General features: G+C 58.7%; 21 protein-coding genes. 18 read left to right on the forward strand and 3 right to left on the reverse strand.

Annotation, left to right across the window (positions count from 1 at the left end):
- Positions 1 to 8: 8 nt before the first annotated feature.
- Both B3520_RS00505 and B3520_RS00510 read right to left on the reverse strand, forming a co-directional pair.
- Positions 9 to 413 (reverse strand): GtrA family protein, encoded by a 405-nt coding sequence (locus tag B3520_RS00505; RefSeq protein ID WP_286804735.1) that lies wholly within the window; start codon positions 411 to 413, stop codon positions 9 to 11.
- Positions 394 to 1,347 carry a glycosyltransferase family 2 protein gene (locus B3520_RS00510; RefSeq protein ID WP_024459930.1) on the reverse strand — a complete coding sequence of 318 codons (954 nt, stop codon included), beginning with the start codon at positions 1,345 to 1,347 and terminating at the stop codon, positions 394 to 396. The genes B3520_RS00505 and B3520_RS00510 overlap by 20 nt, the downstream gene beginning before the upstream one ends.
- 304 nt (positions 1,348 to 1,651) lie before the next feature.
- On the opposite strand from B3520_RS00510, the gene prfB reads away from it, so the two are divergent.
- The 4 genes from prfB (at position 1,652) to B3520_RS00530 (ending at position 6,598) form a co-directional block, all read left to right on the forward strand.
- Positions 1,652 to 2,747 (forward strand): peptide chain release factor 2 gene (prfB, locus tag B3520_RS00515; protein ID WP_286804737.1). Its coding sequence is split into 2 segments (ribosomal slippage): positions 1,652 to 1,723 and positions 1,725 to 2,747, totalling 1,095 coding nucleotides; the frame shifts between segments, so codons are not numbered across the junction.
- 39 nt (positions 2,748 to 2,786) lie between these two features.
- Complete coding sequence (gene lysS, locus B3520_RS00520; protein WP_286875067.1) at positions 2,787 to 4,271, forward strand: lysine--tRNA ligase; 1,485 nt, start codon at positions 2,787 to 2,789, stop codon at positions 4,269 to 4,271.
- Between the two features lie 106 nt (positions 4,272 to 4,377).
- Positions 4,378 to 5,226, forward strand: coding sequence for a thioredoxin (gene trxA, locus B3520_RS00525; RefSeq protein WP_286807098.1), 849 nt, complete (start codon positions 4,378 to 4,380; stop codon positions 5,224 to 5,226).
- Positions 5,227 to 5,572: 346 nt separating this feature from the next.
- On the forward strand, positions 5,573 to 6,598 hold the full coding sequence (locus B3520_RS00530) for a LacI family DNA-binding transcriptional regulator (RefSeq protein WP_286875070.1): 1,026 nt from the start codon (positions 5,573 to 5,575) through the stop codon (positions 6,596 to 6,598).
- Positions 6,599 to 6,628: 30 nt separating this feature from the next.
- On the opposite strand, the gene glk is transcribed toward B3520_RS00530, so the two are convergent.
- Entirely contained in the window at positions 6,629 to 7,702 is a 1,074-nt protein-coding gene (glk, locus tag B3520_RS00535) for a glucokinase (protein ID WP_339619251.1), read from the reverse strand.
- 812 nt (positions 7,703 to 8,514) lie between these two features.
- Between glk and B3520_RS00540 the strand changes: the two genes are divergently transcribed.
- The 14 genes from B3520_RS00540 to B3520_RS00605 all read left to right on the forward strand — a co-directional run bounded on the left by B3520_RS00540 (position 8,515) and on the right by B3520_RS00605 (position 24,546).
- Positions 8,515 to 9,627, forward strand: coding sequence for a phosphoserine transaminase (locus B3520_RS00540; protein WP_123637187.1), 1,113 nt, complete (start codon positions 8,515 to 8,517; stop codon positions 9,625 to 9,627).
- Positions 9,628 to 9,681: 54 nt separating this feature from the next.
- Positions 9,682 to 10,857, forward strand: coding sequence for a 3-phosphoglycerate dehydrogenase family protein (locus B3520_RS00545; RefSeq protein WP_286807101.1), 1,176 nt, complete (start codon positions 9,682 to 9,684; stop codon positions 10,855 to 10,857).
- Between the two features lie 259 nt (positions 10,858 to 11,116).
- Positions 11,117 to 11,515: a flagellar basal body rod protein FlgB gene (flgB, locus tag B3520_RS00550; protein WP_286807102.1), complete on the forward strand. Its 399-nt coding sequence runs from the start codon at positions 11,117 to 11,119 to the stop codon at positions 11,513 to 11,515.
- A 20-nt stretch (positions 11,516 to 11,535) separates the two neighbouring features.
- The gene (gene flgC / locus B3520_RS00555; protein ID WP_024459939.1) at positions 11,536 to 11,979 is read left to right on the forward strand and encodes a flagellar basal body rod protein FlgC; all 444 of its coding nucleotides are present in this window, start codon (positions 11,536 to 11,538) and stop codon (positions 11,977 to 11,979) included.
- 32 nt (positions 11,980 to 12,011) lie between these two features.
- The gene (locus B3520_RS00560) at positions 12,012 to 12,728 is read left to right on the forward strand and encodes a flagellar hook assembly protein FlgD (protein WP_286807104.1); all 717 of its coding nucleotides are present in this window, start codon (positions 12,012 to 12,014) and stop codon (positions 12,726 to 12,728) included.
- Between the two features lie 32 nt (positions 12,729 to 12,760).
- Positions 12,761 to 15,109, forward strand: coding sequence for a flagellar hook-basal body complex protein (locus B3520_RS00565; protein ID WP_286807105.1), 2,349 nt, complete (start codon positions 12,761 to 12,763; stop codon positions 15,107 to 15,109).
- A gap of 285 nt (positions 15,110 to 15,394) precedes the next feature.
- Positions 15,395 to 16,138 (forward strand): flagellar basal body rod protein FlgF, encoded by a 744-nt coding sequence (locus tag B3520_RS00570; RefSeq protein ID WP_286807106.1) that lies wholly within the window; start codon positions 15,395 to 15,397, stop codon positions 16,136 to 16,138.
- A 98-nt stretch (positions 16,139 to 16,236) separates the two neighbouring features.
- The gene (gene flgG, locus B3520_RS00575; protein WP_123637191.1) at positions 16,237 to 17,022 is read left to right on the forward strand and encodes a flagellar basal-body rod protein FlgG; all 786 of its coding nucleotides are present in this window, start codon (positions 16,237 to 16,239) and stop codon (positions 17,020 to 17,022) included.
- Positions 17,023 to 17,035: 13 nt separating this feature from the next.
- Positions 17,036 to 17,746 (forward strand): flagellar basal body L-ring protein FlgH, encoded by a 711-nt coding sequence (flgH, locus tag B3520_RS00580; RefSeq protein ID WP_123637192.1) that lies wholly within the window; start codon positions 17,036 to 17,038, stop codon positions 17,744 to 17,746.
- A gap of 29 nt (positions 17,747 to 17,775) precedes the next feature.
- Positions 17,776 to 18,876, forward strand: coding sequence for a flagellar basal body P-ring protein FlgI (locus B3520_RS00585; protein WP_286807108.1), 1,101 nt, complete (start codon positions 17,776 to 17,778; stop codon positions 18,874 to 18,876).
- Entirely contained in the window at positions 18,876 to 19,817 is a 942-nt protein-coding gene (gene flgJ, locus B3520_RS00590) for a flagellar assembly peptidoglycan hydrolase FlgJ (RefSeq protein ID WP_286807110.1), read from the forward strand. The genes B3520_RS00585 and flgJ overlap by 1 nt, the downstream gene beginning before the upstream one ends.
- Positions 19,818 to 19,830: 13 nt before the next feature.
- Positions 19,831 to 22,581: a flagellar hook-associated protein FlgK gene (gene flgK / locus B3520_RS00595; protein WP_286807112.1), complete on the forward strand. Its 2,751-nt coding sequence runs from the start codon at positions 19,831 to 19,833 to the stop codon at positions 22,579 to 22,581.
- A 14-nt stretch (positions 22,582 to 22,595) separates the two neighbouring features.
- On the forward strand, positions 22,596 to 24,206 hold the full coding sequence (gene flgL, locus B3520_RS00600) for a flagellar hook-associated protein FlgL (protein WP_286807113.1): 1,611 nt from the start codon (positions 22,596 to 22,598) through the stop codon (positions 24,204 to 24,206).
- Between the two features lie 10 nt (positions 24,207 to 24,216).
- Complete coding sequence (locus B3520_RS00605) at positions 24,217 to 24,546, forward strand: flagellar protein FliT (RefSeq protein WP_286807114.1); 330 nt, start codon at positions 24,217 to 24,219, stop codon at positions 24,544 to 24,546.
- The last annotated feature ends 58 nt before the right edge of the window (positions 24,547 to 24,604 follow it).

Here is a 24,604-nt window from a genome sequence, read left to right on the forward strand (position 1 = left end):
ACGCTTCGCTAATCCGACCTACTGGCAGCTGATCCGGGGCGATAGACCCAGAACTTATTGAGGATAAAAGAGACGACGGGCACGGATATCACCACAATGCTCAGGGTGATTCGATGGGGGAGCGACGTGCCGGTCTCTAGCGCCCAGAGAAGTATTTCGCTGGAGAGGAAAGTGGAAACCGAGGCGACCACAAAGCGTTGCAGGGTGGCGCGGGTGAGCGCTACCCTAAAGGTCAGCCAGCCATGGCCGTAGAAGGACACGGTCATGGCGGTCACATAGCCCAACAGATTGGCGGCGTACAGGTTTAGGCCCAGTCCCTCATGGCTGCTCAGTGCCATCAGGTAGTGGGTCAGGGTCGCAGCGACGCCGACGATGCCAAAGCAGACCAGTTGCCTAAGCAGTCTGATCGTCATCGAAGCCCCACTTGGCCGCCACCAGATAGATCGGTCGGTTTTTCACTTCCTTGTAAATTCGACCCACGTACTCCCCGAGCAGCCCCAGAAAGAACAGCTGGATCCCGCCCAGGAACAGAATGACCACCATGGTCGAGGCATAACCGGGTACATCCACCCCGGTGGTCAGGGTTTTGATGATGACCACCACCGCAAACACAAAGGCGCAGAACGAAACGATCAGGCCCAGGTAGGTGCCCACCCGGATGGGAAAGGTGCTGAAGGAGGTGATGCCGCTCAGGGCAAAATTCCACAGGCGCCAGTAGTTGAATTTGCTTTCTCCCTGGGCGCGCTCCTGTCGGTCGAACTCGATGACCGTATGCCGGAAGCCGGGCCAGCAGAACAGGCCCTTCATGAAGCGGTCTTTCTCCGGCAGTAGTTTGATGGCATCCACCGCCTTGCGATCCATCAGGCGGAAATCCCCGACGTTTTCGGGGATATGGATTTCGCTCATTTTGTTGAACAGACGGTAGAACCACTGGGCGGTCTTGCGCTTCATCAGGCTGTCGGCCTTGCGGGAGGCGCGTTTGGCGTAGACCACCTCGTATTCGCCGGTGAGCCATTGATCCACCATCTGGCCGATCAGCTCCGGCGGGTCCTGCAGGTCGGCGTCGATCGGCAGGACGGCGTCGCCGCGGGCAAAGTCCAGTGCAGCGGTCATGGCCGCTTCCTTGCCGAAATTCCGGGTCAGCGCGAGCACTTTGATTCGAGGGTTACGGTCGGCGTGATTACGTAACTGCTGGAGGGTATCGTCGGCGGAGCCGTCGTCCACACAGATGATCTCATAATCGACCGGAACGTCTTCCAGTGCCTGCTCGAGCGTCTGAAAAAAGTGATCAATCCCGCCCGACTCGTTGTACATGGGCGTGAGTATCGACAGTAGTGGATGGTTCATGCCGGTTGCTCCGGGTTGAGTCAGAGCCATGGGGCTCTGTTGTTATTGGTGTCTCTGTCCATGGTGCCAGACTTCGGCAGAGGCATTGTCCACGGTTTTAGCGGTTTTTTACAGGGGCAGGGCGTCAGTTTGTGGCCTCTATCGCGATTTCCGCCAACCGGGGAGCCCGCCGGAGCACTGGCGGTGGTGCGGCCTTGTGCGTTAGAATGCGCGCCCTGATTGGGGCGATCCCCCACCTGAATTCACTCTGTTTCCGGCCGCTTTATCCCGCTCGGCCGGTGACGCGACAACCGGTTTGGAACTTATGGAAATCAATCCGCTGCTGAATCAATTGAAAGACCTGACTGAGCGAACTGATGTGCTCAGGAGGTATCTTTGACTACGCTCACAAGAAAGAGCGTCTGACAGAAGTTGAACTGGAGCTGGGTCAGCCCGATGTGTGGGAAGATCCGGACCGCGCCCAGGCACTGGGTAAAGAGCGCTCCTCACTGGAGCTGGTGGTAAATACCATTGAGGATCTGGACACCGGTGTGGCGGACTGCCGAGAGCTGCTGGATATGGCGGTCGAGGAAGATGACGCCGACAGCATCAACGACGTGGCGGCCGAAATTGAGCGCCTGGATGGTCAGTTGGAGTCCCTGGAATTCCGCCGGATGTTTTCCGGCGAGGTGGATGAAAACAACGCCTACCTCGATATTCAGTCCGGCTCTGGCGGCACCGAGGCCCAGGACTGGGCCGAAATGGTCCTGCGCATGTACCTGCGCTGGGGCGAGCGCAAAGGGTTCAAAACCACCCTGGAAGAAGCGTCCGCCGGTGAAGTGGCGGGCATCAAAAGCGCCACCATCCGCTTTGAAGGCGAATACGCCTTCGGCTGGCTGCGCACCGAAACGGGCGTACACCGGCTGGTGCGCAAGTCGCCCTTTGATTCGGGCAATCGTCGTCACACCTCGTTCTGCTCGGTGTTTGTCTCCCCGGAGATCGACGAAAATATCGAAATCGATATCAACCCGGGTGATCTGCGTACCGACACCTACCGCGCCAGCGGCGCCGGTGGTCAGCACGTGAACAAAACCGATTCGGCGGTGCGGATTACCCATGAGCCCACCGGTATCGTGGTGAGCTGTCAGAGTGAACGCTCCCAGCACCAGAACCGCGATCGGGCCATGAAAATGCTGCGCGCGAAGATGTACGAGCAGGAAATGCTCAAGCGCAATGCCGAAAAGCAGGCCATGGAAGACAACAAGGCTGACATCGGCTGGGGCAGTCAGATCCGCTCCTACGTGCTGGACGACCAGCGCATCAAGGATCTGCGCACCAGCGTTCAGACCAGTAACTGCCAGGCGGTGCTGGACGGCGCCCTGGACCAGTTTATTGTCGCCAGTCTGAAAGCGGGCCTGTAATCAGGCCCTGTTCATTCACTCCCCAACATCAGAGATGCCATGAGCAAGCCCAACGCCCCCCAGGATGAGAACAACCTTATTGCCGAGCGTCGCTCCAAGCTGGCGGCCATTCGAGAGAAGGGCAACCCTTTCCCGAATGACTTCCGTCGCGACAATACCTGCGCCGAACTGCAGGCGGCACACCAGGACAAATCCAAAGAGGACCTGGAAGGCGCCGGCCTCACCGCCAGCGTGGCGGGGCGGATCATGGCCAAGCGGGGCCCCTTCATGGTGCTGCAGGATGCCTCCGGCACGGTTCAGCTCTATGCCGACAAGGACACCCAGAAGGCCATCAAAGAACAGTGGGGCCAGTGGGATATCGGCGATATCGTCGGCGCCAGCGGCACCCTGCACCGCTCGGGCCGGGGCGACCTGTACGTCAACATGGAGCAGTATCAACTGCTCACCAAGTCCCTGCGTCCGCTGCCGGAAAAATACCACGGCCTGCACGATCAGGAGCAGCGCTACCGCCAGCGCTATGTGGACCTGATCGTCAACCCGGAAGTGCGCGATACCTTCCGCCTGCGCTCCCGGTGCATCAGCTATATCCGTAATTACCTTGACGGCAACGGCTTCATGGAGGTGGAAACCCCCATGCTGCAGGTCATTCCCGGTGGCGCGACCGCCCGGCCGTTTATCACTCACCACAATGCGTTGGACATAGACATGTACCTGCGTATCGCGCCGGAGCTGTATCTGAAGCGTTTGGTGGTGGGCGGCTTTGAGCGGGTGTATGAAATCAACCGCAATTTCCGTAACGAGGGGTTGTCCACTCGCCACAACCCCGAGTTCACCATGTTGGAGTTCTATCAGGCCTACGCCGACTTCAACGACCTGATGGACCTGACCGAAGATATGCTGCGCGGGCTGTGCGAAACCGTGATGGGCTCTACAGTGGTCCAGTATCAGGACAGCGAATACGACTTCGGCAAACCCTTCCGCCGGATCAGCGTGTTCGACAGTATTCTGGAATACAACCCGGATATTACCGCCGAGCAGATCAGTACCCTCGAAGGCGCCCGCGCCGTGGCGGAAGGCCTGAAAATTCCGCTGAAGAACTCCTGGGGGCTGGGCAAAGTGCAGATCGAAATTTTCGAGGCCACCGTCGAAGAGAAGCTGGATCAGCCGACCTTCATCACCGAATACCCCACGGAAGTGTCACCCCTGGCGCGGCGAATGGATGCCAAGCCCGAGGTGACCGAGCGGTTTGAGTTCTTCGTGGGTGGCCGCGAGCTGGCCAACGGTTTCTCGGAGCTTAACGACGCCGAAGATCAGGCCGAACGCTTCAAGGAGCAGGTGCGGGAAAAAGACGCCGGTGACGATGAGGCTATGCACTACGACGCGGACTATGTACGCGCCCTGGAATACGGCCTGCCGCCGACCGCGGGGCAGGGCATCGGCATTGACCGTCTGGTCATGCTGTTCGCCAACGCCGCCTCCATCCGCGATGTGCTGTTGTTCCCCCATATGCGCCCAGAACACTGATAGGGCTACCGAACTTCGCGTAGGGCGGATAAGCGCGCAGCGCGCATCCGCCGTTCCCAACGGCTGCCGCGCCCAACCGCATTTGAAACATCACGAGACTCCAGCCATGAACGTCATCGATATCACTCTCGACAACGCCCAACAGTACGTCATCGACGAATCTTTCAAGCGTCCCGTGCTGGTGGACTTCTGGGCCGACTGGTGCGGCCCCTGCAAAACCCTGATGCCCCTGCTGGAAAAGCTCGCCGACGAATACAACGGCGACTTCCTGCTGGCCCGGATCAATGCGGACGAGCAGCAGATGCTGGCGTCGCAGTTTCAGGTTCGCAGCCTGCCCACGGTGATGCTGATCAAAGACGGCCAGCCCCTGGATGGGTTTACCGGTGCCCAGTCGGAGGTGCAGGTGCGGCAAATGCTGGAGCAGCACCTGCCCAAGGCGTGGGAGCGGGACCTTCAGCAGGCTCAGGCGATGCTCGAAGCGGGGCAGTTTGGTGAGGCGTTGCCGGTGCTACAGCGGGTATATGAAGAGTCCGGCCGAAACCCACAGATCGCCTGCATGGTGGCTCACGCCCAAGTGGAGCTGAATCGGCTCGAAGAGGCGGAAACGACCCTGTCCAACGTAAAACTGGCGGATCAGGATACCCTCTACGAGCAGGTGAAAGCCAAAATCGAATTGAAAAAGCAGGCCGCCAAAACGCCGGAAATCGAGTCGCTGGAGCAGGCCCTCGAGGCCGATCCGGACAATCTGGAAATGCGCTACAAGCTGGCGGTCCAGTACAATCAGGAAGGTTATCAGAAGCCGGCGCTGGAGCTGTTGATCGAGGTGCTGCGTAAGGACCTGGGCTACGCCGACGGCGCGGCGCGGAAAACCCTGACGGATATTATCGCGGCGTTGGGGAAGGGCGATCCGTTGGCGATCGAGTACCAAAGGAAGTTGTTTACGTTGCTGTATTAATAAAAACCCCCAGTCCTCACCGGACTGGGGGTTTTTATTAGCGCCTGACGTGCCGATCGTCGTTACTACTCACTGGCGCTCTTTTCAAATATCCCTTTTCAGTTCTTTTTTTGACCGAAAAATTGCCGATTTTTCAGGCCCCCGGGGCGATGTCGCTCGCCCTCAAGGTGAATCCACTATAGAATAAATTGACAGCGCTGTCACCCCGTTTGGACAATTTTCTTGCTTGGCGTCGGCGGTGACCCGGACGACCGGGAAAAATGCGACCCGCGCGGGGCGGGGCACTTGTCAACGGGGCGTCTTTTCAGGATAGTGCGCCTTCCAGCTACTTTCGACGGAGCTCTCTGTGGCCAAAGCGACCATCGACAATGTTGCCGCCCTGGCGGGCGTCTCTATAAAAACCGTATCCCGGGTGGTGAACAAAGAGCCGAACGTTCGGCAGGCAACGCGGGACAAGGTGTTGAAAGCCATTGATGAGCTCGATTATCGGCCCAATCTCTCGGCGCGCAGTCTGGCGGGAAATCGCTCTTATGTGATTGGTCTGCTCTACGACAACCCCAGTGCCAACTACGTCATCGACGTACAGGACGGTGTGCTGTCGACCTGCCGCTCCCAGGGGTACGACGTGCTGATTCACCCCTGCAATCACCAGGACCCCGACATCGGCCGGGAAATCCGGGATCTGATGCGTCAGACCCGTATCGACGGCGTTATCCTCACGCCGCCATTGTCGGACGTGATGCCAATTCTGGAGGTGTTGAAAGAGCGGCAGTTGCCCTTCGTGCGTATTGCCCCGACCATCGATAAGCCGATCAGTCCTTACGTTGAAACCAATGACGCTGAAGCGGCCTATGATATGACCTGCGAGCTGATTGCGCTCGGGCATGAGCGTATCGGCTTTGTGGCGGGGAACCCGGATCACCGGGCGGTCAGCCACCGGTTTGAAGGCTACCGGGCGGCTCTGGTGGAGAATGACATTCCTCTGGATGAGGCGCTGGTAGTGCAGGGGTTTAACTCGTTCGAGTCCGGCGAAGAGGCGGCTGATGTGTTGCTCGCCCTCGAGCAGGCTCCCACGGCGATCTTTGCCGCCAACGATGACATGGCGGCCGGGGTCATGATGGTGGCGCATCAGAAGGGGTTGCGCATCCCGGGAGATCTGTCGGTGGCCGGCTTCGATGATACGCCGGTGGCTCATCAGATCTGGCCATCCCTGACGACGGTTCGTCAGCCGATTCAGGCCATGGCCCAGAAGGCGACCGACTTACTGTTGAAGCAGCTTAAAGGCAAGGATGTTCAACTGCCCGCCAGTATGTTGAGTTCCAGTCTGATTCGTCGGGACTCCACCGGCAAACCAATAACGCACAAGCGTTAGGAGCAGTGAGCGGTACCCAGGGGGTGCCGCTCAGGCGTTCAGTTCCGCGGTATTGTCCACCAGCCAGGCGGCGGTGCCGATCAGTGCAGACTTGTCGTGCATGATGATATTGAGCGGGATTCGGCCCACGTAATCGCTCATGGGTCCCTTGTGCTGATAGCGCTTGACCAGGTCAGAACCGTCGATGAAATCCGCCAGTTTGGGGGCAATCCCGCCGCCGATGTAAACGCCACCCTGGGCGCCCAGGCACAGCGCCCGATCGCCAATCGCGCTGCCCAGCATGGCGCAGAACAGCTCCAGGGCTTCGTGGCACAGGGGGTCTTCACCGCTTTGACCTTTGCCGGCCACGTCGGCCGGTTCGTAGTTCTGTACGGTTACGCTGTCGATCTCCGCCAGCGCCTGATAGATCCGGACCAGGCCTTTGCCGCAAATCAGGGTTTCCACCGACACGTGATCCTGTTTCTTCAGGAGATTCTGGAGAATGGCAATTTCCCGCTCATTGCCCGGAGCGAAATTGGTGTGTCCGCCCTCGGTCGGGACAATTTTCCAGCGGTCGCCGCAGGGCACCAGCGCCGCCATACCAAACCCGGTGCCCGGCCCCAGAATCAGCATGGGAGCCTCCGCGTCGGTCTCACCCGTCACCAACGGCTTGAGCATGTCACCTTTGAGGTGGGGGGTGGCATAAGCAAGGGCGGCAAAGTCGTTGATGACGTCCAGGGCGCGCATGCCCAACTGATCGCGCAGCTCGTCGATGCCGAACTCCCAGTCCAGGTTGGTCATGCGCACCCGGCCGTTATGAATGGGGCCGGCAATGGCAAAACAGGCAAAGTCGGGTAGGGCGATCCCGGCCACTTCGGCGTAAGCGTGGACCATCTGATCCAGGCTGGGGTAGTCGGCACAGCGCAGGCTGTGCTGATGCTTGGCGGTAAAGTCGGGCGGCGTTGCGCAGGCGCCGGCAATCTCAACCAGACCGAAGCGGGCGTTGGTGCCGCCAATATCCGCAACCAGAATAAAGCTCATAGTGGTCCCCGTTGTGTGCCGTTCCTGCGAGCCTGTCGCTGTTGGGGCAGGCAGTCGCTGTTCTTGGATAATCGGTTGCCCGATCGAAAAGTGGAGTGAGTCTACGAGCGGTTGACAGCGCTGTCAATAATTCTGGCGTATCACCCCACAAATGTGGCGTTAAAATATGCATGATGATGGATTTCTGACCAGTTTGTGCTCGCGAATTGATCGCCGAGCGAGCCGCCCCGTTATCCGAGTATAGCGGGTATTTGCGCTGTAACCGGTAACATTTTGTTTTTTTTAAAAATGTGGTATTGTCCTTCAAAACGCGGTCAGGACGGTTAGCGATGATCGCTGTAAGGCAGGTATAATCAGCCTTACAAAATGAGCAGGGTAGGAGAAACAGGTTGTAAACGGTTACATGCCAAAATTTATCCTACTCATTCAGCGATTACTGGCAAAAGGATTGTGAATTTAAGGTTTTGTTGAAGTAGGGTGTTGACAGCGCTGTCAGCCCTCAGTAAAGTGAACACAGAATTTGTGGTCGGGGCAGGGTGGTCTCGACCGGTGAGGCGCCGAAGAGGGCAAACATGCCGCTCTTGGTCAATCACCACGATCTCTCACCCTCGATGTCTGGTTGATGCATCGAGGTCTCCCTCTTGCCCTTTACATCTGTAAAGGGCTTTTTTTTGTCTGCAATTTCTTCCTCCCCCTTCCTTCCCACCGCTTCATCTAGTGGTTTGACTCATTAACTGGCATAATCGGCGGCTTTCTGATCCAGGACACTCCCGCCAGGTTCTCGCCTGTCCGGGCAATTCCGCGTTTTGCGCCTGAGTTTGGGTGATCGGTCTATCGTTCACCTGCTACTGACATCGGGCCTATAGAGTAGAACCGTCAACTGTTCGAGGAATCCCATGCAACCACAGGTCAAGCCCCGCAATCCCAACTTTTCTTCCGGTCCCTGCAGCAAGCGCCCGGGATACGACGTGAGTCAGTTGGATGTTTCCACCCTGGGCCGTTCCCATCGTTCCGGGCTGGGCAAGGCGGCGCTCAAGCGCGCCTGCGAAGATACCGCCCGCCTGCTGGGCTTGCCGGAAGGGTACCGGGTGGGCGTCGTACCGGCCTCAGACACCGGTGCGGTGGAAATGGCCATGTGGTCGCTGCTCGGTCAGCGCCCGGTGGACGTCATGCAATGGGAGTCCTTTGGTAAGGGCTGGCTGACCGACATTACCAAGCAATTGAAGCTGAAGGATGTCACCCCGCTGGAAGCCGACTACGGCTACCTGCCGGATCTGACCAAGGTCAATTTTGATCACGACGTCATCTTTACCTGGAATGGCACCACCTCTGGGGTGAAAGTGCCCAACGGCGACTGGATCGCCGATGATCGCCAGGGCCTGACCATTTGCGATGCCACCTCGGCGGTGTTCGCCATGGAGCTGCCCTGGGAGAAGCTGGACGTAGTCACCTTCAGTTGGCAGAAAGTGCTCGGGGGCGAGGGCGCCCACGGCATGCTGATTCTGAGTCCGCGTGCCGTAGAGCGTCTGGAAAGCTACACGCCGGCCTGGCCGCTGCCGAAGATTTTCCGCATGACCAAAGATGGCAAGCTGATCGAGGGTATTTTCCGCGGCGAAACCATCAATACTCCCTCCATGCTCTGCGTGGCCGATTACCTGGATGCGCTCGACTGGATTGACCGCATCGGTGGCCTGAGCGAAGCGATTCGCCGCTCGGAGGCCAACCTTGATGTGCTGTCCACCTTCGTTGAACAGAACGACTGGATTGAATTCCTGGCCAAGGAGCCGGGCACCGTCTCCAACACCAGCGTGTGCTTTACCCTGGATGCCGAGCCAGATCGCGTCAAGGCCATGGTCAAGCTGTTGGATCAGGAAGGGGTGGCTTACGACATCGGCGCCTACCGCGACGCACCTCCGGGCCTGCGTATCTGGTGCGGTGCCACGGTGGAAACCGCCGATATTGAAGCGCTGCTGCCCTGGTTGACCTGGGCCTACGAACAAACCGCCTGATCGGGCAGACGCAACGACGGGTAACCCGTCGACACGACAAAGACAGGAAGACTTATGTTCAAGATCAAGACCTACAACAAAATCTCCGTCAACGGCCTGAATCGCTTTGGCCGTGACCATTACGAAGTCGCCAGCGACATCAATGAGCCGGATGCTTACATTCTGCGCAGCCACAAGCTGCACGATGAGTCTCTGCCGGCCAGCGTACGGGCCGTGGCCCGCGCCGGCGCCGGCGTCAACAATGTGCCGGTGGCGGATTACACCAAGAAGGGTGTGGTGGTGTTCAACACCCCCGGAGCCAATGCCAACGCGGTAAAAGAGCTGGTGCTGGCGGGCATGCTGCTGGCCTCGCGCGGCATCATTCCGGGCATGAATTACGTTCAGACGCTCACCGACATGACCGATGCCGACGAAATGAGCAAGTTGCTGGAAAAGCAGAAGTCCAACTTCGCCGGCTCCGAGCTGATGGGCAAAACCCTGGGCGTTGTGGGGCTGGGCGCGATCGGCTCTCTGGTGGCCGAAACCGCCCTGGCGCTGGGCATGAACGTGGTCGGTTATGATCCGGCGCTGTCGGTGGAAGCGGCCTGGCGCCTGCCCAGCCAGGTGAGCCGGGCGGACAACCTGCAGTCGCTACTGAGCCGGTCCGATTTCATCAGCCTGCATGTGCCGGCCATTGACGCCACCAAACACCTGATCAACGACGAATCCCTCAAGTCCGTCAAAGAAGGGGCGGTGCTGCTGAACTTCGCCCGGGATGCCATTGTCGAGCCGGAAGCGATTGTCCGTAGCCTGGAGGCGAAGCGCCTGCGTCAGTACGTGTGCGATTTCCCGGAGCCCTGCCTGCTGTCCCGGGATGACGTTTACGCCATGCCGCACATTGGCGCCAGCACCCTTGAGGCGGAAGACAATTGCGCGGTCATGGCCGCCGAGCAGCTCAAGGGCTACCTGGAGCACGGCAACATCCGCAACGCCGTGAACTTCCCGGAAGTGAGCATGGAGCGCACCGGCGAGCTGGGTTCACGCCTGACCTTCTGTAACGAGAACGTCTCGGGCGTTCTGGGCCATGTGCTGTCGGTACTGGCGGACCACGATATCAACGTGATTGATATGGTCAATAAGAGCCGGGGCGAGATTGCCTATAACATTATCGACCTGGAGCAGGCGCCCACTGAAGCGGTGGTGCAGGCCGTCTCCTCTGTCGAGCACGTGGTCTCCGTACGCGTGGTGTAAGAGCGGTGCCCGGGCCGCCTTGGCCCGGGCCTTTCCTCAAGCGGAAAACCCTTGCCGCTTTGCCTCTCCGGCCTTACCGCTTTTTTCTCTCCCCCGGATCCCCCTGGTCCAACGCAAGTAGTTCAAGCCATATTAACTTCCAGTAATTCCTTTTATTTCAACAAGTTAAAAAACTTCTTGGTTGGCCTTATGGCGTTGGCACAGGCATTGCTATACTCCTTGTAAGTGTTAATGACTTTGCCGCTTTGGAGTAAAACCAATGGCCATATCCTTCGAATCTGCCTTGGGCGTTCACGAATCCGCGTTCAAGCTGCGTGCGCAGCGGGCGGAGCTGCTGGCCGACAACATGGCCAATGTGGATACCCCCAATTACAAAGCCAAAGATCTGGATTTCCGGCAGGCGCTGGAAGCCCAGACCAGTGGGCGCTCGGGCGTGAATCTCGCGGCCACCCACGGCGGGCACCTGAGAGGCTTTGAAGAAACCGGCCACCCGGATGCCAAATACCGGGTACCCCAGCAGCCCTCCATTGATGGCAACACGGTTGAAGAGCACATCGAACACGCGGAATACATGAAAAATGCCCTGGATTTTCAGGCCAGCTTTCAGTTCCTGAACGGCAAATTCAAAGGCCTCACCAGCGCGCTGCGCGGCGAGTAAACGGGTAGGGGAGTTAAGGTATGTCTCTGGTCAATATTTTTGATGTCGCCGGTTCCGGCATGAACGCGCAGACCGTGCGCATGAACACCACCGCCAGCAACCTGGCCAACGCCCAGACCGCCAGCTCCAGCGTGGATCAGGTGTATCGCAGCCGTCAGCCGGTGTTTGCCCAGATGCAGCGCGATGCACAGCTGCAAATGCAGGGCGGGAACCAGTGGGCGGAAGAGCCGGCTGGCCGCGGTGTTCAGGTGATGGGCATTGTGGAAAGTGATGCGCCGCTGCAGCGTCGCTACGAGCCCGATCATCCCCAGGCCGACGAAGAGGGTTATGTGTTTTACCCGAACGTCAATCCGGTGGAAGAGATGACCAACATGATTTCCGCCTCCCGTTCGTTTCAGATGAACGTGGAAGTGATGAACTCCGCCAAGCAGATGGTTCAGCGTGCGCTGACCCTGGGTCAATAAGGACTGACTGGACTTACTGAAGGTATCGAGCCATGAATCAGGTCAACAACGACAACGCCGCCAACAGCATCCTGAGCAATCTGAACATTGCCAACAAAAACAAGGATGAGGAAAAAACCAATGAGTTGGGGCAGTCGGCTTTTCTGGAGCTGATGATCACCCAGATGAACAATCAGGACCCGCTGTCGCCGCAGGATAACGGCGAGTTTATCGCGCAACTGGCGCAGTTCAGCTCCGTTGAAGGGCTGGAGCGTCTGAATAGCAAATTCGAAGATTTCAGCGGTTCCTTCATGTCCAATCAGGCGTTGCAAGCGTCCTCATTGGTAGGTCGTCAGGTTACGGTGCCCTCGGAAACCACGCAGCTGTTTGAAGGCGGCATTATCAGCGGTTCGGTGAATCTGGAAAGTTCCGCCAGTGATATGCAACTGAACGTTTACAACCCCTCCGGTGAGCTGGTTTCCAAAGTGCCTCTGGGTGCTCAGCCGGAAGGTGAGCTGGCGTTCCGCTGGGACGGTCAGAATATGGAGATTAATGGCGAACTGCTCGATTGGGTGGGCAGTGAAGAGCCCTTGCCAGCCGGAGATTACCGCTTTGAAGTGCTCGCCATGCAAAACGGCGATCGCGAACAGCTCGAGACTGCACTCAGTGCCAATGTCAACAGTGTCACTCTGGGAGATGATGGTCAGTTGACGCTGAATCTCGCTGGAATCGGTGCCGTCAATCTCGGCGACGTCAAACAATTCAACTAAACGCTCCACGGTGTTAAGACGAGGATAAAACCATGCCTTTCAATACTGCGCTCAGTGGCATTCGCGCCGCCAGTTCCGACCTGGACGTCACCGGTAATAATATTGCCAACGCCAGTACCACCGGTTTCAAGTCGTCCCGAGTGGAGTTCGGTGATATCTACGCCGGTAGTATTCTCGGCACTACGGCCAACACCCCCGGCAGTGGTGTAAACCTACAAAACATTCGCCAGCAGTTCAGTCAGGGTAATCGGGTGTTTACCGACAACTCTCTGGACCTGGCCATTAACGGCACGGGTTTCTTTGTCACCAGCAATGGTGGGGACCGACAGTACACTCGTGCCGGCGCCTTCGGTCTGGACGATGAGGGGTTTATGGTGGCCAACAATGGCGCTCGCCTGCAGGGCTTTGCCGCTGATGACGCAGGCAACCTGAATGGCACCTTGAGCGATCTGCAAGTGGATGTCAGCGTACAGGCTCCACGGCAAACCACCGTGTCGGAAGGGCGTTTCAACCTGGATGCGAATGCGGCTGTGCTGGAAAGCAGCGGTCTGGAGTTCAGTACCGATGGCGCCGCGATGGGCATTGCACAGACTGGCCTCAAAGAAGCGACTTCCACCACCACGGATGTGGGTGCCATAGCAGTGCCCATTGACTTTGGAGCGCAGAACACGACATTTGATATTCAACTGAGCGGGTCCCAGCCGGCCTCTGGTAACGGCACTGTTTCCATAACGTTGGACTCCTCCACCGCCAACTCCGTGCAAGACATTGCCAATCTGATCAACAGTCAGATTTTTGGTGCCGCAGCACCGATCAATGTCCAGGCAGTGGCCGACGGCGGTAACCTGTTGTTTCAGGATCTTACCGAAGGGGTCAACTCCACGCTGGATATCAACAATGTGACCGGCGCCAATCCGCTGTCCACCGCGCTAACGGGCGCACCGGCATCCGACCCCGGCTTACCGGAAGTCAGCAACGGATACCAGGCACAGATTTTCGAGTTCCTCCGTGAAAATGGTGATATCGTCAACTTCACCAGCGAAGAGGGTGCCTCTGCGGCCAAAACCGCCTCGGAGTTGAACGCGCTACCGGGTATTACCGCCTCAGCGCGTACCGAGGCGACTATTGTGGGCGGCTCGTTTAACAACAGTAACAACAATTTCACCCTTAACGGTGTGCAGTTGAACTCCACCACACTCGATGGCCTGGCGAACGAAATCAACAATTTGGGGACCTCCCAGTTGGCCGGCATCAGTGCCCAGGTGAACAGCACCGGTGATCTGGAGATCGTATCCCGTGTGGGCACTGATCTGCGCTTTGGTTTTACTGGCATTCAGCCTCCCGGCACGCTGGATGTGATTGGTCGTACCGGCACGGGTACTCAGACGGTGAACACCAACAGCACCGACGTAGTGATCGGGGGTAGTTTGAACGTGCTGATGGACGAGGGCATTAGCTTGAACAGCACTACACCCAGTGTCGGTAACCTGTTTGCCCCCCTGACCGAAGACAGCTTTAACGAAGTGGCCATCAACGCGTTTGATCCGAACGATCAGCGCACCTACAACCACTCCACAACCTCAACCATCTACGACAGCCTGGGTAATCCGCATACCCTGGAGCAATACTTCGTTCGTCAGCCCTACGACCCGGCGGATCCGAACACCTCCCCCAACCAGTGGATGATGTACGTGCAGGTGGATGGCCAGAACGTTGGCGACCCGGACCCGTCGCTGCCGGCACCGGAGAACTCTCAGCCGACCATGGCGTCGTTCAATGTGCACTTCAACAGTGATGGTTCGCTCAATGAGGACCTGACCGACGACATGTTGATTTCCAACTGGACGCCAAACAACGATGACGGGACCGCCGCCGGCGCGCTTGGCCCTCTCAACGTGCTTCAAGGGGGGCAGCTACCGGTAACCGAGCCGCCCAGCAGCTCGAACTTCCAGATTTCTCTGGATGGCACCACCCAGTTCGGCACCGACTTTGGTGTGGAAGAGCAGGATCAGAACGGTTACACCACTGGGCGCTTGTCTGGGGTGGATATCAGTGAAGACGGTACCATCTTTGCGCGCTTTACCAATGGCGAAGCGGACGTTCTCGGACAGGTGGCTCTGGCCAACTTCAATAACGTGGAAGGCTTGAGTCCGGTGGGTGACACCTCCTGGGTGCAAACGTCGGACTCCGGTGAGCCGGTGATCGGTTCGCCGGGCACTGCCCAGTTGGGGACGGTCAATGCCGGCGCGTTGGAGGAGTCCAACGTGGATCTGTCCACTCAGCTGGTGAACCTGATCATTGCCCAGCGTAACTTCCAGGCGAGCTCAAAAACCATCGAGACCGCCAACCAGGTGACCCAGACCATCATTAACCTGCGATAAACGGGCTTAACGAAAGTGGGGTAACGGCGGATCGCACGACAGTTTGCGTAGGGCGGATCGGTCCGACGCCTCGGAGCGCAAAGCGCGCATCCGCCGTTACCCCACCATCCACCAAACACCACCACACGCCCTCCGGACAACACGGCACCATATGGGTGCCCTACGCACTTCACCACCACACAACCCCTTGACCACGATTTCCGTCATTCTGGCACCCATCTTGCAAAACATCCCCCAACGGCCCAAAAAGCGACAATTTTTCCGCACCCATCGGGGGAATACACCATGGATAAAGCGCTCTACATCGCCATGACCGGCGCCAAGCACAATATGCTGGCGCAGACTAACCACTCCAACAACATGGCCAACCTGAACACCACCGGTTTTCGGGCGGACTTCGCTCAGGCCCGCAGCATGCCGGTGTACTACGGTGATGGTCATCCCACCCGCGCCTATGCCCTGACCGAGCGGCCGGCCACGAATTTTGAGCCCGGGCCCATGAACGCCACTGGGCGGGATCACGACATTGCTGTCCAGGGCGATGGCTTTATCGCCGTTCAGGCACCGGACGGCACCGAGGCTTACACCCGCGCCGGCGGCCTGCACATTGATCCCCTGGGTATTCTTCGCAACGGCAGTGGCCTGGCGGTCATCGGCAACGATGGTCCGATCGCTTTGCCGCCGCTGGAAAAGCTGGAAATCGGCACCGATGGCACCTTGTCAATTGTGGCTCAAGGTCTGGGGCCCGAGGCCATGGTGGAGATTGACCGGATCAAGCTGGTCAATCCGGACCTGGCCGAGGTGTCCAAAGGTGAGGACGGCCTGTTCCGTCTGGACGGTGGCGTACCCGCGCCAGCCGATGCCCAGGTGAGTGTGGCCACCGGCTTTCTGGAAGGCAGCAACGTCAACGCGGTGAACGAGTTCACCCAGATTCTCAGCCTGTCTCGTCAGTACGAAATGCAACTGAAGCTGATGCAGACCGTTAAGCAGAATTCGGAAACCTCGGCACGGCTATTGCAAAACGGTTAGTAACGTAATGCCAAGGGTCGGATTTAGGGCCCAAGGCGGAAAAACTTTGCCGCAAGGCGGCAAGCACTGAAGCAGATACCCGACAGAGAGAACACACCATGCACGCAGCACTGTATGTCAGCAAAACCGGTTTGAGTGCTCAGGACAAACAACTGACCACCATCTCCAACAACCTGTCCAACGTGGGCACGGTGGGTTTCAAGCGCGACCGTGCGGTGTTTGAGGACCTGCTGTATCAAACCCAGCGCCAGCCCGGCGGCCTTGCCAACCAGAACAACGAGTTGCCCTCCGGTTTGCAGTTGGGCACCGGTGTGCGAGTTGTCGCGACGCAGAAAGAATTTACGCCTGGCAGCCTCGAAGTGACCGATCAGGCATTGGATGTGGCCATCAATGGTCGCGGCTTTATCCAGGTACTTCAGCCCGACGGAAATCTGGCATACACCCGCAACGGTCAGCTGCAGATCAACGGCGAAGGGGAGCTGGTCACCAACAGTGGCCTGTTGATTGAACCGGGTATCGTGATTCCGGAGAACACCAGCCAGATCAATATCAGTGAAGACGGCATCGTCTCCGCGCACTTCACCGACGATCCGCAGCCTCAGGAAATCGGTCAGATTCAGTTGGCGGACTTTATCAATCCGTCCGGTCTGGAAGCGATCGGTGGCAACCTCTATGTCGAAACCGTGGCCAGTGGCAACCCGGTGATTGGGGCGCCGTCGGAAGAGGGCATGGGGTCACTCAAGCAGGGCATGCTGGAGAGCTCCAATGTGGACATCGTGCAGGAAATGGTGGATATGATTTCCACTCAACGCGCCTACGAGCTGAACTCCAAGGTCGTGTCCAGCGCGGACCAGATGCTCCAGTACATTAACCAGACCCTGTAACGAGGCTTCTGCCATGATCACCGCTGCACTGATTCGCTGCTGCCAACAAACGCTCGCCCGAGCTGCTCTGCTTCTGCTGGCGGTGAGCGTGTCGGCGTGCGTGACTTACGAACGGCCGGTGCCAGGCGACCCGTATTACGCGGCCACCATCCCCACGGCGTCCAGCGTGCCACAGCGCACCGAAGGCTCCCTGTACCAGGGTAACTATGGTATGGCGCTGTATACCGACCGCAAGGCGTTGAACGTCGGCGACATCATCACCGTGACGCTTTCCGAACGCACTGTCTCTAGCAAGAGTTCCGGCGTTTCAGTGGACAAGGAAAGCGAGCTGGATTTCAACGCGGGCCCGCTGCTGGGTACGAACCCAAGTTTTCGCGGTAACACGCTAGACACCAACCTGAGTCAGAACCGTTCCTTCAGCGGTGATGCAGGCGCCGATCAGAGCAATAGCCTGCAAGGCAATATCACCGTGACCGTAGCGGAAGTGCTCCCCAACGGGGGCTTGGTGGTGCGCGGCGAGAAGTGGATCACCATCAACCGCGGCGATGAATTTATTCGCATCAGCGGCATTGTTCGGCCCGACGACGTATCGCCTGATAACACGGTACCGTCCACTCGGCTGGCCAATGCCCAGATTTCCTACAGCGGCACCGGCACCCTGGCGGACTCTCAGTCCATGGGCTGGTTGTCCCGGTTTTTTAACAGCGGTTACTGGCCATTCTGAGCGAGGCTGAACCTGTGAGAGGATTTTCCATGATCCATCGTATTCTGATCGCGGCCCTGCTGGCAGTGGCCAGTACCCTGGCTCAGGCCGAGCGTATCAAAGACATCGCCACGGTCGCCGGCGTGCGCTCCAACCAACTGGTGGGCTATGGCCTTGTGGTCGGTCTGGATGGCACGGGGGATCAGACCAACCAGTCGCCGTTTACCATTCAATCCTTCAACAACATGTTGCAGCAGTTTGGCATCACCGTTCCGCCGGGTACACGGGTGCAGACCAAAAACGTCGCCGCGGTGATGATTCAGGCGGAATTGCCGGCCTTTGCCAAACCCGGCCAGACCATTGATGTCACGGTGTCCTCCATCAGTAATGCCACCAGCCTGCGCGGCGGCAGCCTGTTGATGACCTCCCTGAAAGGCCCGGACGGCCAGGTCTACGCTCTGGCTCAGGGCAACCTGGTGGTGGGTGGCTTTGGCGCTGAAGGTCGGGACGGTTCCCGGATTACCGTCAACGTCCCCAGCGTGGGTCGCATCCCCGGTGGTGCCACGGTAGAAAAAGAGGTCAAAAACAATTTCAGTTCCGGACAGCCGGTGGTGCTCAACCTGAACCGTGCGGATTTCACCACCGCCAACCGGGTCGTCCAGAGCATCAACGAAATGCTGGGGCCGGATGTCGCCCGCGCCCAGGATGCGGTGTCGGTCTCGGTCAGTGCGCCTCAGGATCCATCACATCGGGTAGATTTTATTTCCCTGCTGGAAAACATTGAGGTCGAGCCCGGTGAGGAAGCGGCCAAGGTGGTTATCAATTCACGCACCGGTACCATCGTGGTGGGCCAGCATGTGCGCGTCTCCCCGGTGGCGGTCACCCACGGCAATCTGACCGTTTCCATTTCGGAAGACTATACCGCCGTGCAACCCAACCCACTGGGCGAAGGCGATACCGTTGTTCTGCCGGGCAGTGATGTGGAAATCACCGAAGAAACCAACCCGATGTTCAAGTTCGCACCGGGCAATACGCTGGAAGATATTGTTCGCTCGGTGAATAACGTCGGTGCCTCTCCCGGTGACCTGATGGCCATTCTGGAAGCGCTCAAACAGTCCGGTGCACTTAAAGCCCAGTTGATGGTGATCTGATGATTCCGCTCGATACAACACACGTTCGTCAGCAAGTGCAGGACAGTCTGCTGAACAACGACGGCATGGAAGCCCTGCGCGCCAAAGGTCGCAACGGCGACCCGGAGGCGTTGCGGGAAGTGGCTCGCCAGTTTGAGTCCATGTTTGTACATCAGATGTTCAAACAGATGCGCGCTACCAACGAAGTGTTTGGCAAAGACAGTCTGTTCAGCAGCGAGGAGAGCAAGTTCCACAAGGAAATGCTCGACCAGCAGATGTCCCTGGAACTGACCAAAGGCCGGGGTCTCGGTCTGGCGGAAATGTTGTATCAACAGATGGAAAGGGCCTACGGCGACAAGCTTAAACCGCAGAAAGCGGAATCCATGGATACCAGCCGGCTGGAACGTCAGTCTAACCTCTCGGTTCCGACCGCCCCGGTCACTGGCGGCAAAGCCCCTCTGGCGAACAGCCCGGCCGAGTTTGTGGAGCGCATCCGGCCCCATGCGGTTAAAGCGGCGGAGCAGCTTGGTGTGGCCCCACAGGCACTGATTGCCCAAGCAGCACTGGAAACCGGTTGGGGTCAGCATGTGATTCATACCGGCAGCGGTTCCAACAGCCACAATCTGTTCAATATCAAAGCCGACGGACGCTGGGAAGGGGATCGCATCAACGTCTCCACCATTGAATACCGCCACGGCTTGCCGCAAGTGGAGCGGGCGGATTTCCGTCGCTATGACAGTTATGAGCAGAGCTTTACCGACTATGTCCAGTTCCTGCAGGACAATCCGCGCTATCAGGAGGCTCTGAAAGCCGGTGACGATGCGGAGCGCTACGTGGAAGGATTGCAGGACGCGGGCTATGCGACCGACCCCGCCTACGCGGAAAAACTGAAGACCCTGATGCGCACCGAACCGCTGATGACCGTGGTTCGCAATGACGCCCCTAACCCGAACGATGCCTGATAGGTAAGCCACCATGTCCGGAATACTGAATACCGCCATCTCCGGTTTGCGCGTCAGCCAGGCGGCTTTGCGCACGGCGGGTCACAATATCAGTAACGCCAATACCGAGGGCTACACTCGCCAGCGCACCGAAGACGTGGCGCGGCCGGAACAGCGTTTGGGTAGTGCGGGCTATGTGGGCAGCGGTGCGAGCACTCAGTCCATTGCGCGCATTACCGACCAGTTTGTGTTGCAGCAACTGCGTACGGACACGACGAACTTTAACTCTCTGGACAAGTACAGCGGTAATCTGCAGAAAATCGACCGTCTGTTCGCCGACGAAACCACCGGTCTGGCGGGCGGATTGAAGAGCTTTTTTGCGTCGGTGCAGAATGCGGCGGACGATCCGTCGTCCTCCCCGGCGCGGCAGTTGGTGGTCACCGAGGCGGAAAGTCTGTCCAACCGGTTCAATACCCTGTATGACCGCCTGGCGGACATTGAACGCAATGTCATTCGGGAAATGGACTCTCTGACCGTCCAGATTAACGACTACGCGCAGAACATTGCCGATCTCAACCAGGCCATTGCGGAAAAAGCCCTGCCGGGTACCGGGAACGACCCCAATGACCTGCTTGACCAACGGGACGAAGCGCTACGCAAACTGTCCGAGCTGGTGGGCATTACGGCTGTGCAGCAAGGCCCCAACACGGTCAATGTGTTTTTGGGGCAGGGGCAAGCTCTGGTGGTGGGCACCTCGGCGAATCAGTTTGAAGTTAGCAACGCCGGCGAAGTGACCGTGGGCAAAGGCCAGCGGCGCTTTGATGTGACGGATCAATTGTCTGGCGGTCAGCTCGGTGGCTTGGTGGACTTCCAGCACGGCGTATTGCAAACCGCCAAAAATGAGCTCGGCCGGGTGTCCATGGCCGTGGCAGAGAGTTTTAACCAGCAACAACTGCAAGGGTTGGACTTGGACGGCGACTACGGCCAACGGCTGTTTCGCGACATTAACGATCCGGAGCTGATCGGTGACCGCTTTGTGTCCGGCAATAACGCCGCCCCGGACGACCGGCGGATGTCGATTGAGATTACCGACATCAGTCAGCTCAGCGCCAGCGATTATGACTTCAAGATTCTGGATAACACCAACAACTACGTTATCACCCGCCAAAGCGACAACGAGATTGTCAGTCAGGGCTCCCTGACCGGAAGCTATCCGCAAAGCTTCGAATTTGACGGGTTGAAAGTGACCCTTGAGGGCGGATCCTTCCAGGGCAACGATACCTTCACTCTACAGCCGACCAAGAATGCGGCGCGCTTTATGGAGACCCGGCTGAGCCGCCCGGAGGATTTGGCGTTTGCCTCTCCGGTGCGCACCAATGCCGATACGGCCAATGCGGGTACCGGGACCATCAGTCAGGGTGAAGTGCTGAGCAAGGTGGACGCCAACGGCGAGATTCTGCCGGCCTTCGCCACCGACGGCCAACTGTCACCGCCGCTGTTAGTTCGTTTCACCTCGGAAACCACCTACGACATTCTGGACAACTCGGATCCGGCCAACCCCAAGCACCTGGAGCCTCCGGTGCGAGAGCAGCGCTTTGTGCCGGGGCAGGATAACGCCCTGTTTGGGGAAGACCTGGGGCAGACCCGCGTCACCGGTGACGGTGCCCGGCTTGGCCTACCCGACGGCCGCACCGCTCAGACCGGCATTCCCGCCGGCGACCCGGCGCAGCCCAATGGCTATCCGGTCGAGCAACTGCGCTTCCGGATCACCGATCCGCAAACCGGTAACACAAGCACTCGCATCGTGGTCACGCAGCCGAACATGTCTGCCGGCCTGCTGGCGGATGAGCTCAGCCGTATGCCGGGGGTATCCGCCAATGCATTTACCAGCGCGACCCTGACGGACTTCCGTTTTGACGACACCAGCGCACCGTTCCAGATAACCCTGAACGGTGAAGCGCTGTTGGAGTACAACGGCGGCGTACTCTCCGGCGCTGTGCCCGATCCGCAGACCGATCCGGTGGCGTTTCAGGACTACCTGGCCCAGCGCATTGAAGAGAACGACAACCTCAAGGCCTTGGGCTTCCGCGCCGAGGCCGCCGCCAATCCGGTCACCGGCGAGCTGGAATTGCGAGTGGTGAACTCCTCCGGGGTGGATATAGATGTTCGGCTGGAGGCAAGCGCCGCAGGCCAGAACCAGCTGAGCGTCAACGACGGCACCGGCAACCCTGACGTGCGTTTGACCGGCACCGGTGCGGGTCAGCAATCCCAGGTCACCGTCGGTGGCCGGGTGGATCTGGTGATGGGCGAGGGCATTGAGCTGCAGACCGCCCCTTCGGGCAGCCAGCTGTTTGGCGACAGCGATGCGGAGGATTTTGCACCGTCGGCGTTTCTGGGCTATCAGGCCGTGATTAAAGGTCAGCCGAAGGCGGGCGATAGTTTTACCCTGGACTTCAATGACGACGCCACCAACGACAACCGCAACGCCTTGGCCATGGCCTCTCTAGAAACCGCCAAAATTCTCGGCGACGGGAAGCTGGGCCTGAGCGATGCCTACGGCCAGTTGGTGGAAAAAGTCGGCACAGAAAGCGCCTCGGCCAAAAGCAATCGCCAGGCGGCGGAGAGCCTGATGCAGCAGACCCAGAGCCTGCGTGACAGCATCAGCGGCGTCAATCTTGATGAGGAGGCCGCCAACCTGATCAAGTACGAGCAAGTGTACAACGCCAACTCCCGGGTGATCAGCGTCGCGCGGGACCTGTTTGACACCCTGTTGAATTCCATCTGACTGAGGTTTTACCCATGCGCGTTTCCACCTCACAGATTTACAATATCGCCGACATCGGCATGCGCGATGCCCAGTCCGCGGTTAATAAAACCAGCGAACAGATCAGCACGGGCAAGCGGGTGCTGAGTCCGGCGGACGACCCGGTGGCGGCGGTAACCATTCTGCGCCTGACCCAGAATCTCGGGCGTCTGGAGCAGTATGAAAAAAACATCAATGCCGCCGAGAACAGCCTGGATCAGGAAGAGGTGGCGCTGGAAGCGGTCGTCAACGTCATCCAGCGTATCAAAGAGCTGACCGTCCAGGCCGGTAATACCGGTACCCTAAATGCCAGTAACTACAAAGCCCTGGCAGCGGAAGTGGATACCCGCATTGAAGAGCTGCTCAACTTGCAAAACAGCCGCAACGCCTCCGGACAGTACATGTTTGGCGGCCACCAGGGCGGCGAAGCGCCATTTGTGGACGAAGGACAGGGCAACTTTACCTATCAGGGCGATGAGGGGCAGCTGAATATTCAGCTCTCGGAGTCGGTCACCATTCCGGTGTCGGATTCCGGCAAGCGGTTGTTCGTGGATGTGCCCAGCGGCCACAATACCTTTAACACCCGAGCGAACAGCGACAACCTGGCGGTGCCCCCGGCGAAAATCAGCGTCGGCCGCATTGTCGATCAGGAAGCGTTCGACAAGTTTTCTCCGCGCGGTATGGAGATCACTTTCAACGCGCCGGAAAATGTTACGCCGGCCGCTGCCAACTACACCATTACCGATGATAAAGGGCGGGTGCTGGTAGAGAACGCCCCTTACCGGTCCGGCGAACCCATCGAGCTGAACGGCATTCAGTTTACCGTCAGTGGCCAGCCTTACAGCGGCGAAGCGGCGGTGCCCAGCACTCTGGACTTTGGCGCCGTGACCCCGACGGACTTCAGTGCCGGGCCGGAAACCATCACCCTCTCCGTGGGCGGAAAAACCGAAACTCTGGTGCTGGACCAAGCGGTGAATAACGCTGCGGATCTGGCGGCGGCCCTGTCCAGCTCTGTGGAGACCGTCGGCGGCAGCGGTGCGGCCGACAATGCCGACAAACTGGCGAATCTGGGCATTACGGTGGACGCCACCGGCCTGCAGGTGCCCAACGGCCAGAACCTAACAGTGCGCAGCGGCACCGCTAACACTGACGCGGCCTTTGGCTTCGCCACCCAGAACGCCGGCACCACCGCCACCAACGGCGAGCTGGCGGTTCCGGGGGACGGTTTCCAGGTGCGCAGCACCGACAAGCAGGGCCTGCTCACCACCTTGTCGCGTTTTAGCGAGGCCCTGCACGCCTACGATGGTACCGATGAAGGAAAGGAGAACATGCGTGAGCTGGTGGCGAAAACCCTCACCAACCTGGACACCGGACTCGACCGGGTATCCGAAGTGCAGGGCGAAATCGGCGCGCGCTTGAATACCCTGGAAAGTGTCCGTAACCTCAATAGCGACACCAAGCTGCAAAGCGAAGAGCTGCTCAGCCAGGTGCGCGATGTTGACGTTGCGGAGGCCTCCACCCGCCTGCAGATGCAGAGCTTTATCCTGAGCGCCGCCCAACAGACCTTCGTCAAAGTCAGCAACCTGAACTTATTCAACTTCCTGTAAAGGCCCATCAATGACCCGAGACGATGACCTCCTGGCGCCCCTGAACCAGCTTCAGGCTCACATTGAAACCCTGCAGGCTCTGGCCGAAACCGGACGTTGGGACGAGTTCTCGGCCTTGAGCGAAGAGCGTGAAGCGCTGTTAGAGAAGGTCAATGACGGGGAGTTTCTGATCGAAGTGGCCAAGGCCGGCCAGGAGCAGGCTTTCCGCGACCAGGTGGCTGACATCCAGCGCCTCAACGATCACATTACCGAACTGGCCGAAGCCACCAAATCCGACATCGCCGCCGAACTCAAAAAGCAGAACCATCAGGACAAGGCCATCAAGGCCTACAAACCTTGACCGAAAAGTGTGGTTACGGCAGATAGCACGGCAGGCCGCGTAGGGCGGATAAGCCGAA

This window comes from Marinimicrobium sp. UBA4509 (assembly GCF_002388575.1).
GTDB classification, from domain to species: Bacteria; Pseudomonadota; Gammaproteobacteria; order Pseudomonadales; family Cellvibrionaceae; genus Marinimicrobium; species Marinimicrobium koreense.